At 70.4% G+C, this 12,609-nt stretch carries 10 protein-coding genes; 5 read left to right on the top strand and 5 right to left on the bottom strand.

Going from position 1 to position 12,609, the window contains the following annotated elements; all coding sequences use genetic code 11:
• Nucleotides 1-3 precede the first annotated feature (3 nt).
• Nucleotides 4-1,722, top strand: a complete 1,719-nt coding sequence (locus tag ACQEXA_RS23095) for a hypothetical protein (protein WP_433130883.1) — start codon at nt 4-6, stop codon at nt 1,720-1,722.
• Nucleotides 1,723-1,830: 108 nt separating this feature from the next.
• Here the strand turns inward: ACQEXA_RS23095 and ACQEXA_RS23090 are convergent, their stop codons facing one another.
• The 5 genes from ACQEXA_RS23090 to ACQEXA_RS23070 all read right to left on the bottom strand — a co-directional run bounded on the left by ACQEXA_RS23090 (nt 1,831) and on the right by ACQEXA_RS23070 (nt 7,144).
• Nucleotides 1,831-3,099, bottom strand: a complete 1,269-nt coding sequence (locus ACQEXA_RS23090) for an NAD(P)/FAD-dependent oxidoreductase (RefSeq protein WP_432931723.1) — start codon at nt 3,097-3,099, stop codon at nt 1,831-1,833.
• Nucleotides 3,096-3,539: a GtrA family protein gene (locus ACQEXA_RS23085; RefSeq protein ID WP_360998107.1), complete on the bottom strand. Its 444-nt coding sequence runs from the start codon at nt 3,537-3,539 to the stop codon at nt 3,096-3,098. Before ACQEXA_RS23085 ends, ACQEXA_RS23090 begins: the two co-directional genes overlap by 4 nt.
• Entirely contained in the window at nt 3,529-4,572 is a 1,044-nt protein-coding gene (locus tag ACQEXA_RS23080) for a glycosyltransferase family 2 protein (protein ID WP_432931726.1), read from the bottom strand. Before ACQEXA_RS23080 ends, ACQEXA_RS23085 begins: the two co-directional genes overlap by 11 nt.
• 254 nt (nt 4,573-4,826) lie before the next feature.
• Complete coding sequence (locus ACQEXA_RS23075; RefSeq protein ID WP_433130881.1) at nt 4,827-6,158, bottom strand: polysialyltransferase family glycosyltransferase; 1,332 nt, start codon at nt 6,156-6,158, stop codon at nt 4,827-4,829.
• The gene (locus ACQEXA_RS23070) at nt 6,158-7,144 is read right to left on the bottom strand and encodes a glycosyltransferase family 2 protein (protein ID WP_432931730.1); all 987 of its coding nucleotides are present in this window, start codon (nt 7,142-7,144) and stop codon (nt 6,158-6,160) included. Before ACQEXA_RS23070 ends, ACQEXA_RS23075 begins: the two co-directional genes overlap by 1 nt.
• A gap of 198 nt (nt 7,145-7,342) precedes the next feature.
• Between ACQEXA_RS23070 and ACQEXA_RS23065 the strand changes: the two genes are divergently transcribed.
• Genes ACQEXA_RS23065 through ACQEXA_RS23050 form a run of 4 tightly spaced genes read left to right on the top strand, consistent with a single transcriptional unit; the run spans nt 7,343 to nt 12,220 of the window.
• Complete coding sequence (locus ACQEXA_RS23065; RefSeq protein WP_433130879.1) at nt 7,343-8,683, top strand: DUF6716 putative glycosyltransferase; 1,341 nt, start codon at nt 7,343-7,345, stop codon at nt 8,681-8,683.
• A gap of 41 nt (nt 8,684-8,724) precedes the next feature.
• Nucleotides 8,725-10,026: a cytidylyltransferase domain-containing protein gene (locus tag ACQEXA_RS23060; protein WP_432931734.1), complete on the top strand. Its 1,302-nt coding sequence runs from the start codon at nt 8,725-8,727 to the stop codon at nt 10,024-10,026.
• Nucleotides 10,027-10,040: 14 nt separating this feature from the next.
• A complete protein-coding gene (locus ACQEXA_RS23055; protein ID WP_433130877.1) occupies nt 10,041-10,979 on the top strand; it encodes an N-acetylneuraminate synthase family protein in 939 nt (312 codons plus the stop codon).
• Nucleotides 10,980-11,005: 26 nt separating this feature from the next.
• A complete protein-coding gene (locus tag ACQEXA_RS23050; RefSeq protein ID WP_432931736.1) occupies nt 11,006-12,220 on the top strand; it encodes a hypothetical protein in 1,215 nt (404 codons plus the stop codon).
• The last annotated feature ends 389 nt before the right edge of the window (nt 12,221-12,609 follow it).

Below are 12,609 nucleotides of genomic sequence, written 5' to 3'. Positions count from 1 at the left end.
CCCATGGCCACTCTTCTGGCCGACGCGCCCGCCGCGCCGAAGCCGCGCATCCGCCGGTCACCCCTGTGGTGGCCGGTGGTCGCGGTTCCCGCGGCGGCCGCCGTCGTGTACACCGTGCTCACCCGCCGCCTCGCCGGTGACCTGCAGTACGTCCTCGGCGCACTGCGCACCGGTGGCGACGCGGGCTATTCGCCGTCGGAGGTCTTCACCCACCGGCCCTTCTTCTACCGGTGGTTCATCGCGCTGCTGGACAAGATCACCTTTGGCGACACGGTCGAGCGGGAGACCGTGATGGAGGCGGCGGGCGCCCTGCTCGCCGCCGCGGCGGCCTACGCCCTCTACACCGCGCTGCGGCGCTGGGTGAGCGGCCGCGAGGCGGCTCTGGCCGCGGGCGCGGCCGGCCTGCTGATGATCCTGACCCCGCGCACCGACTTCCTCCAGCCGGAGTGGGCGGCCGTGGTGCTGAGCGTGTTCGGCGTGGCCGCGGCGCTCGGCCCGGCCCGGCCGTGGCCGGCGGCGCTGCTCGCCGCGGTGCCGCTCGGGCTCGCGGTGATGATGAAGTACTCCACCGCCTCCACCGCGGCCTTCGGAATCCTGCTCGTCTACGTCGCCGACCGCGGCCGGGCCGTCCGGGTGGCGCTCGTCGCCGTGGTCGGCGCGGTGGGGCTGTTCGGGCTGAGCGTGCTGGCCGGGTCCCACGAGTTGCAGTGGACCAAGGACATGCCGCAGATCAACCAGTCTGCGCTCAGCCGCACCGGCATCCATCCCGCGTACATCTTCGAACGCTCGGTGGACTTCCTCGCCGACCGCTCGGTGCTCAGCCCCATGCTGCTGCTGCTCCCGGGCGCGCTGCTGCTCCTCCTCGCCCGGGTGCGCGGCCGCGGCCGGCGGCTCGAACTCTCGGTGATCGCCCTGGCCATCGGCTGCGGCTCGCTGGCCGTCGTGGTCGTGCAGGGCAACTGGTTCCTCTACCACGCCTTCCAGCTGACCGTGGTCGCCGCCGCGACCTGGGGCCTCGCCGTGGGCGGGGCACGTCGCACGCCGCCGTGGTGCTTCGGCGTCGTGTCGCTGCTGCTCGGAGCGCTTCCCGTGCTGTACACCCACGCGCCCAAGGGGCTGCAGCGGCCGGCGACCGTCTGGGCGCTGGGCCTGGTCGCCCTGCTGGCGGCCGGCGTGGACACCTGGCGCGAGGCCCGCGTCAGGAACGGCGCCCGGCCCGGGCGCCGGGGCGTGTGGCCGGGCGCACTCATCGCCCTGGCCGGTGTGGTGTGCGTGACCGGTGGCATCTGGCCCGACTCCCCGCACCTGGTGTCGCACGGCAAGGTGAACTCGACCAGCGCCTCGTACCTGCGGAGCATGGAGCGCAGGGAGCAGGTCGCAAACGAGTTGCGCGCGCAGATCCCCGCCGGCGCCCCCGTGCTCTACCTGGCCTTCGGCGACTCGGTGTACTACATCGACCACCCGGCCCAGTGCCGGTACCCGATCGCCACGTTCCTGCAGCGCAGCCGCTTCCTGAAGGACGTCGCCGGGCTGAAGTCGTTCAAGGAGAACGCCGACTGCGTCGACCACGATCCGGCTCGGTACGCGGTCCTCGACCGGGTCTGGTTCCGGCCCGGCAAGGTCGACCCGGACCTCAAGCGGCGCATCACCGCCACGTACGACTGCCCGCCGAACGGCGAGTCGAAGATCGTGGTGTGCGTGCGCAGGCCCGGAGTCGACTGACCCGAGCACAAGGGCTACGGGGCCCCGGCCGGCACACTGGGACCCCGTAGGCACAAAGAAGACGGGGCCCCGGTCGGCACACCGGGGCCCCGTCGTCGTTTGCGCGGGTCAGCGTAGCCCGAGCGACGCGGTCACCTTCCGTGCCATCGCCACCGAGTAGCTCTGCCCCCGGTCCTGCGGGTAGATCTGCGCCATCGTCGCCAGCGTGACCTTGCTCATCGGCGTCTCGTGGCCGGGGATCAGCGCGCGGTACTCGGGCGTCACGACCGGCTGGGCGAACCCGGCCTTCGAGAAGTGCCACTTCTGGATCCAGGAGCGGTCGAACTCCGGGTTGATCCGCTGCAGGTACGGCACGAACCTGTCCAGCAGCTCACCGGGCTCGGTGGTGAACCGCCAGTCCTCGCGCTCCACGTAGTTGCCCACGTACAGGACGTGCCGGCCGCCGTAGACGGACGGGTCGATCATCCGGGTGTGCTCGACCACCGCGAGGAACGGGAAGTCCGGCTCGTTGATGTTGAGCCAGTAGTACGGGATCACGCTGCGGTCCAGTTCCAGCACGAAGCAGGTCGCGCCCAGGTACTGGTTCTTCCACACGGCGTCGTCGGCGGGCAGACCTGCCGCCTTGGCGAACGCGGGCTGCGGGGTGGTGACGATCAGCTGGTCGAACTCGTAGCGGGAGCCGTCCGCGCAGTGCACCACGGCCGCCGCGTCGTCGCCGTCCTGCCGGATGGTGTCGACCGCCTTGCCGAACTCGACCTTGCCGCCGCGCTCCTCGATACCGTCGCGCAGCGCCGCGTACACGCGCTCGAACCCGCCGTCGACATAGCCGAGTTCGAACGTACGGCAGTGGATGCGGGCCCACAGCCAGGCCATCGACACCTGCTCGGCGCGGTCGCCGAACTTGCCGCGCAGCAGCGGCTCCCAGATCGCCGCCGTCGCCTTCTTGCCGGCCCACTTGCGCAGCCAGGCCAGAGCGGTGAGGTCGTTGTAGCGCTCTCCGTTGCGCACGGCCTTGAGCACCGCCGAGGAGCCCGCGAAGCGCACGGCGTCCACCGGCGAGAACTCCGGGAAGCGCAGCATGTCGACCGGCGAGGTGAAGTCGATCAGCTTGCCGTTCCGGTAGATGCCCGTGGTCGGCTTGTGGAAGCGCAGTGCGTCGCCGAGCCCCAGCTCCTCGATCAGGGCGATCATGGCCCGGTCGCTGCGGAAGATGTGGTGGTAGTAGCGCTCCAGCGGCACACCGCCCACGTCCAGCGAGGCGGCGAGGCCGCCCAGTTCTCCGGCCGCCTCCAGGATGGTGACCTGGTGGCCGGCGCGTACGGCGTCCCAGCCGGCGGTCAGGCCGGTGGCGCCGGCGCCGATGATGCCGAGGTTCATGCGAAGCTCCACTTTCTGTTGAGCACGAACTGGAGCGCCAGGACCAGCGGCAGCGAGCCCGCCTTGACGAGGTTGGCGTCGATCCCCAGTGCGTCGGTGAAGACGAGGAAGAGCAGGTCCGTGAAGACGATCCCAGTCAGACCGACGGCGTAGAAGCGCAGGAAGCGCATCACGAGCCGGTCGCGCCGTTCGAAGGTGAACAGGGCGTTCAGGATGAAGTTGTTGGTGATGGCGAGCGTCGTGCTGAGCACGTTGGCGATCTGCTCGTTCATTCCCGCCCAGTTGTGCAGCAGCAGGAAGACGACCATGTCCAGCGCGACGCCGCTGCCGCCGATCACGGTGTAACGGACCAGCTGGCGCAGCATCTGCGACCGGCTCTCGGTGACGGTGTCACCGGAGCCGGTCGCGGACGCCTCCTCGGCCGCGGTCTCAGACGCCACGACGACCGTCCCGCCCGTCGTCGTCCGCACCGATGACCTCGCGCACCAGGTACAGCGGGCGTCGCTGCGCCTCGCTGTAGATGCGGCCGATGTAGCTGCCCAGTACGCCCAGCGACAGCATCTGGGTGCCGCCCAGGAAGAGCACCACGACCATCAGCATCGTCCAGCCGGAGACGGTGATGTCGGGCCGGAAGAACTTCATCGCGAGCGCGTACACGATGCCGACGAGCGAGAGCATCAGCACCACGAAGCCGAGCCGCGTGATCAGCTTCAGCGGGGTGGTGGAGAAGCTGGTCACGCCGTCGATCGCGAGGCGGGCCATCTTGCGCAGCGGGTACTTCGTCTCGCCGGCGAACCGCTCGTCGCGGTCGAAGGAGATCTCCTTCTGCCGGTAGCCCATCGAGGCCACGATGCCGCGCACGAACCGGCTGCGCTCGCGGTACCTGCGCAGTTCGTCGGCGACCCGCCGGTCCAGCAGCCGGAAGTCGCCGGTGTCCACCGGGATGTCCACGTCGGTCCAGGACCGCAGGAGCCGGTAGAACATGTGCGCGGTGGTCCGCTTGAACGCGGTGTCCTGCCGGGAGCGACGGCGCGCGTGCACGATCTCGGCGCCCTCGCGCCACGCGTCCACCAGCTCCAGGCTGACCTGCGGCGGGTCCTGGAGGTCGGTGTCCATGACGATCACCGCATCGCCCTTGGCGATGTCCAGGCCTGCCGTGATGGCGATCTGGTGCCCGAAGTTGCGGGCGAAGTCGATCACCCGGACGCGGCTGTCGTTCTTCGCGAGTCCCTCGAGCAGGGCGAGCGAGCCGTCGGCGGAGCCGTCGTTGATGTAGACCAGCTCGTAGTCGAGGTCTTGGCGCTCCGCGAGGGCGGCGGTCAGCGCGGCATGGAAGGCGGATATGCCTTCCTGCTCGTTGTAGACCGGGAGCACGTAAGAGATCAGCGGCCGTCGGCCGGCCGGCGACTCGCGCTGCGCGAGCGGGACGGAGGCGACGGTCTCCATGGAGGGGCGGATGTCCTGCTGGGTCATCCCAGTCTGCCCGCCTGTCCGAACGCTGTGTAAGCAATACCTGAATGACGCATTGTCGGAAACTAAAGAAGATGCGTGAACCGCAGCCAAACAGACCGCGTCCAGGAATCGTCGTCCCCGTTTCTCTTCGGGTATTCGGATTGTGCGATCTTCGCTGACTTCTTCGATGTCCCACCACCGGGGGACAGGGAAACACAAAGCGGGTGGATCACCCGGTGATCCACCCGCTTTCCGCCGGCGCCGAAGGGACGCGTTCAGCGGCGCACCGCCTTGCGCAGTGCCCGGGCCCGCCGGATTACCCGGCGCGCCGTGGCGTTGCGCGGCAGGAACGCGAGCCGCTCGGGGATGCCGCCCGGCAGCCCCAGCGAAGTCAGCCGGCGGCGCTTGAAGTAGCGCTGTGTGCGCGGGCCGAAGTGCTCGGAGAGGAAGCGTTCGGCTGCCGGCCGCAGCTCCGGGTAGATCTGCGGCTGCATGACGAAGCCGATCGCGGTGACCAGATCGGTCAGCGTGTCGGCAGGGACGGTGTCGGGCCCGCGCTTTTCCTCCAGCCCCGGCAGCACGGCGTCGGCCAGGGTGAGGGGGACGCGGTTGCTGTTCTGGTACGGCGTGAGGCGGTCCAGCAGCGGCTCGGTGCCGATGCGGGCGACCGGCAGGTCGTAGAAGGTCGAGGCGGTGAACAGCGCGGTCGAGAAGCATCCGACCACTAGGCCGGGCCGCACCTTCTCGAACAGAGTCTCGGCGAGCACCGGCAGGTCGATGACGCTGAGGTCCACGCCGAGCTTTTCGGCCTCGGTCTCCAGGGCCCGGCTGTAGCGGGCCGGTGCGGTCGGGTGCGGCTTGAAGACGATCGAGCGGTGCCCGCGGGCGACCGCGCCCCGCATCATCCGTACATGCAGGTCCTCCTCCTCCTGCGGGGAGAGGATGTCGAGCGCGGACAGGTACTGGCCGAGCAGGACCGCGGCGTTCTCGGGCAGGGCCGGAAGCCGCGGAACGGCGTCGCCGAGCCGGCTCAGCACCTTCAGGAACGCGCTGGTCGGCACGATCTGGGCGGGCACGCCGAACTCGGTCAGGAGCAGCGGGGTCAGGCCGGGGACTAGGTCCAGGTGGAGCAGCCGCCGCACCCGCGTGCCGACCAGCGGGTCGATCTTGTTGCGCGTGGGGCCGTAGCTCATCAGCCCGTCGGCGTAGACGTCGATGGGCGCGTCCGTGAACATCTGGGCGATGGCCAGGGCCGGGTTGACCTGGATGGACTCCAGGACCAGAGACACCCGGTCGTCGCCCAGGTCCCACAGCAGTCGCAGATAGCGTTCGAACAGCGGGATGTCGTCGGGGCGCGGCGACCAGGCGCCGGGGTGGAACGGGCGGATGGCGTCGTTCCACGACAGGACGGCGTCGAAGTGATCGCGCAGCGGTGCGAAGCCCGGCATCTCGTCGACGGCGGGGGTGGTCTCGGGCATGCCGGCGTTGTTGCACACCAGCAGCACCCGGCGATCGGCCTCGGGGAAGCTGTCGGCCTCGATCGCGGCGGCCAGGGTCGCTGCGCCGTACAGCGTCGAGGCGCAGAAGATCTGAGTGGTGCGGGGCATCAGGCGGCCGCCTTCGGTGTGGTCACCCGGCGGCGCAGTCGTCGCAGCCTGGACGAACGGTTCAGGTCCATGGTGTCGAGGACGTCGGTGACCAGTTCCTGGGGCATGCGCTTGATCGCCGCGGCACTCATCGCGCGCAGCTGCCTGGCCACCCCCGGCTCGAACTTGTCGATCTCCGACAGGTGGTGGGCGATGATCGCGCAGTAGGTGCGCACCGCCTTCGGCAGCAGCCGGTCGGCGTCGGGGTCGGTCGCGGTCTCCTCGATCACCTGGTCGAAGGCGCGGATGAAGTCGAGCTGGCGCACATCGCCGATCTGGGTGAGCGAGCCGGTCACGCCGCGGCGGTAGAAGACACCCATCAGGCTCACCACGGCGAACGACTCCGCCTGACGGTGCAGCTTCCAGATCCACGGCCGGTCCTCGGCCGTGCGCAGCCCGTCGGTGAAGTGCAGCAGGCCCTTGTCGAGCAGACGGCGGTGATAGGCGCCGGCCCAGGCGTAGGGGTAGTCGACAGAGGTGGAGCGGGTGGCGGGCAGGATCGCGTCACGCGGGTTCATGACTTCCCAGCGGCGTCCGTGCGGCGCGCGGAACACGGCACGGGCCCGCGCGGTGGCCTGGACATGATCCGTACGGACGAAGTCGCAGCCCAGATCCTCCAGGGCGGACACGAGCTCCCCGAGGTAGCCCGGGGCGAGCCAGTCGTCGCCGTCCAGGAATGTCAGGTACTCGCCCTGCGCGGCGTCCAGGCCGGTGTTGCGCGCGGTGGCGAGCCCGCCGTTCTCCTCCCGGCGGATGAAACGCACGCTTGCGACGTCCGAGAGCTCTTCGGCCGCGCGTTCGAGAATGGCCGGCGTGTCGTCTCTGGAATGGTCGTCGACGAGGATGAACTCGAATTCGGGTCGGGCGTTGAGCCGGAGACTCCGCAGAGTGTCCGGGGCGTATTGCTGCACGTTGTAGAACGGCACGATCACGGAAAGCTTTGGCACCTGCGAAAGCGTAGGGTGCTGCCCGCCAGGTGAACTTTCCGGTACGGATACGGGGGGTGAACTCAATGTGTCGGAACAGTGCATCCTGTGCGCTTTCAGGGCTTTGACGAGCCAGTTCGGCTCTCGGTGAGCTGCTGTTAACCTTTTGGTTAGTCGCGGTTGGGTGAAGCCTTGGATTTGCTTCCTAGCGTCTGTGGTGTGCCAGCAAGTACTACGAAGCCCCTTCGGATTGCCGTACTCGCGGACTCCGACACCCGCTGGAAATGGGGTGCGCTGACCGCGAGCCGCATCGCTGCGGGCCCGTCCATGGAAGCCGGGTCGGGCGGTGACGCGCAAGCCGCCCCTCTCATGGCCGGCTTTCTGTTGCGCGGTCGTGCCACACCCACCGTGCGCCAGCTCGAAGAAGTCGGTGTCCGCGCGGACTCTCTGCGTGAGGTCACGGCCGTCGAGTTCCTGCGCGAGATGACGAAGGAGACGTACGACGTCCTCGTCCTCGCTCTCGTCGGCGGTGGGGTCCAGGCCATGCTGCACGGCCTCGCCCACGCCTGGCAGGGGCGTACCCGGCGTCCCCTGGTCGTCACCGGCTATGTCGGTGTCGTGTACGAGAAGCTCGCCGACGGCCTGCTGCTGCGGCACGGCGCGGACCTCGTCCTCGCGAACTCGCGGCAGGACGCCGAGCGCTTCCGCGCGGTGTACGAGGGAGTGGGCGCCGACGCCTCGTCGGTGACCGAGGTGGCGCTGCCCTTCCTCGGCGGCGCCTCGTACGAGAAGAGGGACCCCTACACGGTCGTCTTCGCCGCGCAGCCCTCCGTACCGGAGAACCGCAAGGACCGTACGTACCTGCTGGACCGGCTGATCCAGCACGCGCGCCGGCACCCCGAGCGCGAGGTGCTGCTCAAGCTCCGCTCCAGGCCGGGCGAGCACACCACGCACATCGAGGAACTGCCCTACCAGAAGCTGGCCCAGAAGCACGACCTGCCAGCCAACTTCCGTCTGGTGTACGGGAACATGGGCGAGGTCCTCGACCGCACCGACCTGCTGGTCACCGTCAGCTCCACGGCGGCCCTGGAGTCCCTGCACCGCCGCATCCCCACCGTCGTCCTGACCGACCTTGGGGTGCGCGAGGGACTCGGCAACCACCACTTCGTGGGCTCCGGCTGCCTCGCCTCCTGGGACCAGCTCGACGCCGGGTACGAGCCGGCGCCCGACCCCGGCTGGGTCGCCCGCCAGGGTGTCGCCGCCGACGGGTCGTACGCGACCGCCTTCGACGAGGCGCGCAGGCGCATCAGCGAGCTGCTCGCCACCGATGAGCTTCCGCCGCTGAAGCCCTACTACACGCCCGTCACCGCGCCCGGCTATCTGCCCGGCGTTCTCGCCCGCCACCACCTCGCCCCGGACGGCAGCCCGCTGCCCGGCGCGCCCGCCGCCGACAAGGCGCCCGGCCCGGTGCGCCAGATCGTCCGCCGCGCCGCCCGTGGCGCCTACCGCCACGGAGTGCAGCGCGTCGCGCCCGTGATCCGGCGGATGGGGGAGCTGTGAGCGAGCGCATCCCACGCCAAGGACCCCTAGGAGTAGTGCCCATGTCCAACCCGGAAGCGGGACACCCGGCGCCGGTGCGCCGTGTGCTCGCGGTGATTCCCGCGCGCGGCGGCTCCAAGGGCGTGCCCGCGAAGAACCTCGCCCCGGTCGGCGGGGCGCCGCTGGTGGCCCGTGCGGTGCGCGAGTGCCGCGCCGCCCGCCTCGTCACCGATGTCGTGGTCTCCACCGACGACCAGGCGATCGCCGCCGCCGCCCGTGAGGCCGGCGCCGAGATCGTGCTGCGTCCCGCCGCCATCGCCGGCGACACCGCCACCTCCGAGGACGCGGTCCTGCACGCCATGGACGCCCACGAGGCGCTGCACGGCTCGCCGGTCGACGTGGTGCTGCTGGTCCAGTGCACGAGCCCGTTCATCGTCCGCGAGGACATCGACGGGGTCGCCGCCGCGGTCGTCGAGAACGGTGCGGACACGGCGCTGACCGTGGCCCCGTTCCACGGCTTCATCTGGCGCGACGCGGCGGACGAGCCGGCTCCGGTCATCGGATCGCAGCGCACCGGCGAAATGGGAGGCGGCACCAAGGTCGCCGGCTCCACGGGCACCCACGGCGGGTACGGCGTCAACCACGACAAGTCGTTCCGCCCGCGCCGCCAGGACCGCCCGCAGGACCTGCTGGAGACCGGGGCCGCGTACGCCATGGACGCGGCCGGGCTGCGTGAGCACCGGCACCGCTTCTTCGGCCACACCGAACTCGTGCGCACCGACCCGGCCCGTGTGCTGGAGATCGACGATCCGCACGACCTGGCCCGCGCCCGGGCCCTCGCGCCGCTCTTCGACGCGAACCGTCCCGGTGCGCTGCCGACCCGCGCCGACATCGACGCGGTCGTACTCGACTTCGACGGCACCCAGACCGACGACAGGGTGCTGATCGACTCCGACGGACGTGAGTTCGTCTCCGTGCACCGCGGGGACGGCCTCGGCATCGCTGCGCTGCGCAAGAGCGGCCTGACGATGCTCATCCTGTCCACGGAGAAGAACCCGGTCGTCGCCGCCAGAGGCCGGAAACTGCAGATCCCGGTCCTGCACGGCATCGACCGTAAGGACCTTGCACTGAAGCAGTGGTGCGAGGAGCAGGGCATCGCGCCTGAGCGCGTGCTCTACGTCGGCAACGACGTCAACGACCTCCCGTGCTTCGCCCTCGTCGGCTGGCCCGTGGCGGTCGCGAGCGCCCACGACGTCGTGCGCGGCGCCGCACGCGCGGTCACCACCGTACCCGGCGGCGACGGCGCGATCCGAGAGATCGCCAGCTGGATCCTCGGCCCCTCTCTCGACTCCCTCGACAAGTAAGGAATCTCCCTGCCATGAGCACCAACTCCCGTCTGCGTCAGTTCGGTACGCGTACCGCCGGTCCCGGTCAGCCCGTGTACATCTGCGGTGAGATCGGCATCAACCACAACGGTGAGCTGGAGAACGCCTTCAAGCTGATCGACGTGGCCGCCGAGGCCGGTTGCGACGCCGTCAAGTTCCAGAAGCGCACCCCGGAGATCTGCACCCCGCGCGACCAGTGGGACATCGAGCGCGACACCCCCTGGGGCCGGATGACCTACATCGACTACCGCCACCGCGTGGAGTTCGGCGAGGACGAGTACCGTCAGATCGACGAGTACTGCAAGGAGAAGGGCATCGACTGGTTCGCGTCCCCGTGGGACACCGAGGCCGTCGCCTTCCTGGAGAAGTTCGACGTCCCGGCGCACAAGGTGGCCTCCGCCTCCCTGACCGACGACGAGCTGCTCTGCGCCCTGCGCGCCACCGGCCGCACCGTGATCCTGTCCACCGGTATGTCGACCCCGAAGCAGATCCGCCACGCGGTCGAGGTCCTCGGCTCGGACAACATCCTGCTCTGCCACGCCACGTCCACCTACCCGGCGAAGGCCGAGGAGCTGAACCTGCGCGTCATCAACACCCTGGAGCGGGAGTACCCGAACGTCCCGATCGGCTACTCCGGCCACGAGACCGGTCTGCAGACCACGCTCGCCGCGGTCGCCCTGGGCGCCACCTTCGTCGAGCGTCACATCACCCTCGACCGCGCGATGTGGGGCTCCGACCAGGCCGCCTCCGTCGAGCCGCAGGGCCTGCAGCGCCTCGTGCGTGACATCCGCACCATCGAGGCCTCGCTGGGCGATGGTGTGAAGAAGGTCTACGACTCCGAGCTCGGCCCGATGAAGAAGCTGCGCCGTGTGGCCGGCGTCGTCGCCGAGGCGGAGATCGCCGCGGCCGCCGGCGAGCCGATGTCGGTCTGAGCACCTTACGGGACGGTCGTACGCCGATGAGCCCTCGCGCCGGATCCGCCGGCCACCACACGCTGGCCTTCGTCGAGAGCCCCGTGCAGCTCCTGAACGTGCTGGAGTGGGCGCACGCACACGCGCTGCGCACGGCGGGGAGCGGTGCGCCCGGGCGCCCTGCGGCGATCCCCGCACAGGGTGGCCCGCGGTCCGGCGAGGGGCGTACATCGGCGGACGACGCGGGGGCGGCCGGACATCCGGCGCCCGGGGGACTCACCCTCGTGGTGCTGTCCCCGACCGACCCGATGACCCGTGGCCAGCTCCGCCGGATGGCGGAGCTGGCCCGCGACGAGGGCTACGTGGTCCGCTGGGAGGAGGCGCGGGGCGGTACGGCCGCGCCGTTCCAGACGATCGGCGGCCTCACCCGGCTGCTGCGCCGGGCGCACCGGGTGGTGATGGGAGACCCCTTCTCCCGGTACGTCCAGCTGCTGCTGACGATCACCAGGGCGCGCGAACTGGTGGTGGTGGACGACGGCACGGCGACCATGGAGTTCGTCGCCCAACTCGCCCGCGGCGAGCGTCTGGTGCGCTGGCACCGCAAGGGCGGCCGCCGGGGCCCACGTGACCTGCTCTTCGCACTGGTGTCGTCGTCGGCGCGGCGCCGTCTGACGCCGAGCGCCCGGCGCACGGTGGAGGTCTTCTCGGCGATGCCGATCGAGGAGGTACCCGCCGGGGTCACGGTCACGGCGAACGACTTCTCCTTCACCCGCGCCCGCTTCGGGCCGCCGCGCATCACCAAGGGCGCGGACCTGGTCGGCACCTCCCTCGTCGAGACGGGCGTGGTGGACGGCGAGCGCTACCTGGAGGCGGTGATGGCACTCGCGCAGGCACACGGTGCGCGGCGCTACTTCGCCCACCGCCGTGAAAGCCCGGAGAAACTGCACAACTTGGCGGTGCGGACCGGCCTCGAGGTGGTCCGACCCGATCTGCCGCTGGAACTGATCGCGCGTCGCGGTCCCATCGGCCGTACGGTTCTCAGCTTCCCGTCCACGGTCGTCCACACCCTGCCGCTGGCCCTGGCCGGCACGGAGGTACGGGTGGCGGTGTGCGACATCGACCCGGCATGGCTGACCAACGGGGCGTCGCCGCGGGCCCAGGGCTTCCTGTCGGGAGTCACGGGTGCGGCCCGGGACGTGGACCGGCTGCCCTCGACGGCGGAGCGGGATGTGTCCGCCGGACAGGATGTCGCGGCGGGTTAGCGCCGTCCAGCCCTCAGGATCCCCACAGGCCGCGCGTCTCACCGGCGCGCTCCGGCCATTCACTCTCCCCGCGCGGAGCCGACAGGCGCCGCGTGGGGAGAGTCGTTTCCCCCGGCGGGCACCGTGGACAGGGAGCCCGCGGTAGGGACTTGGGCCGACCGGATCAGGGCAAACCGGACTCCGGAAGGGCGGATTCCTCGCCTGATCCGGGCCCGGCCGGCCCGGCGTCATGCCGGGCGTCGCTTCGCTGCCCGCGCCTTCCGCTTCCGGCCGGCGGCCACGGCGGCGGCCGTCATGGCGGCCGCCGGCGGGCCGTCGCCGGGATGCTCATCTGCCTGTGCGGCATCGTTCAAAAGTGATCGAGTTCGCTCTGACAACCGTCTCGGCGC

This window comes from Streptomyces sp. CA-106110, from assembly GCF_050936285.1.
GTDB lineage: Bacteria > Actinomycetota > Actinomycetes > Streptomycetales > Streptomycetaceae > Streptomyces.
Note: the sequence above shows the minus strand (reverse complement) of the source record. Positions and strands in the feature narration are given on the sequence as shown.

Bases quoted from the DNA above. Each gene is read 5' to 3' on its own strand.
- ACQEXA_RS23095 (WP_433130883.1), top strand. From the start codon at position 4: ATGGCCACTCTTCTGGCCGACGCGCCCGCCGCGCCGAAGCCGCGCATC.
- ACQEXA_RS23090 (WP_432931723.1), bottom strand. From the start codon at position 3,099: ATGAACCTCGGCATCATCGGCGCCGGCGCCACCGGCCTGACCGCCGGC.
- ACQEXA_RS23080 (WP_432931726.1), bottom strand. From the start codon at position 4,572: ATGACCCAGCAGGACATCCGCCCCTCCATGGAGACCGTCGCCTCCGTC.
- ACQEXA_RS23075 (WP_433130881.1), bottom strand. From the start codon at position 6,158: ATGCCCCGCACCACTCAGATCTTCTGCGCCTCGACGCTGTACGGCGCA.
- ACQEXA_RS23060 (WP_432931734.1), top strand. From the start codon at position 8,725: ATGTCCAACCCGGAAGCGGGACACCCGGCGCCGGTGCGCCGTGTGCTC.
- ACQEXA_RS23055 (WP_433130877.1), top strand. From the start codon at position 10,041: ATGAGCACCAACTCCCGTCTGCGTCAGTTCGGTACGCGTACCGCCGGT.
- ACQEXA_RS23050 (WP_432931736.1), top strand. From the start codon at position 11,006: ATGAGCCCTCGCGCCGGATCCGCCGGCCACCACACGCTGGCCTTCGTC.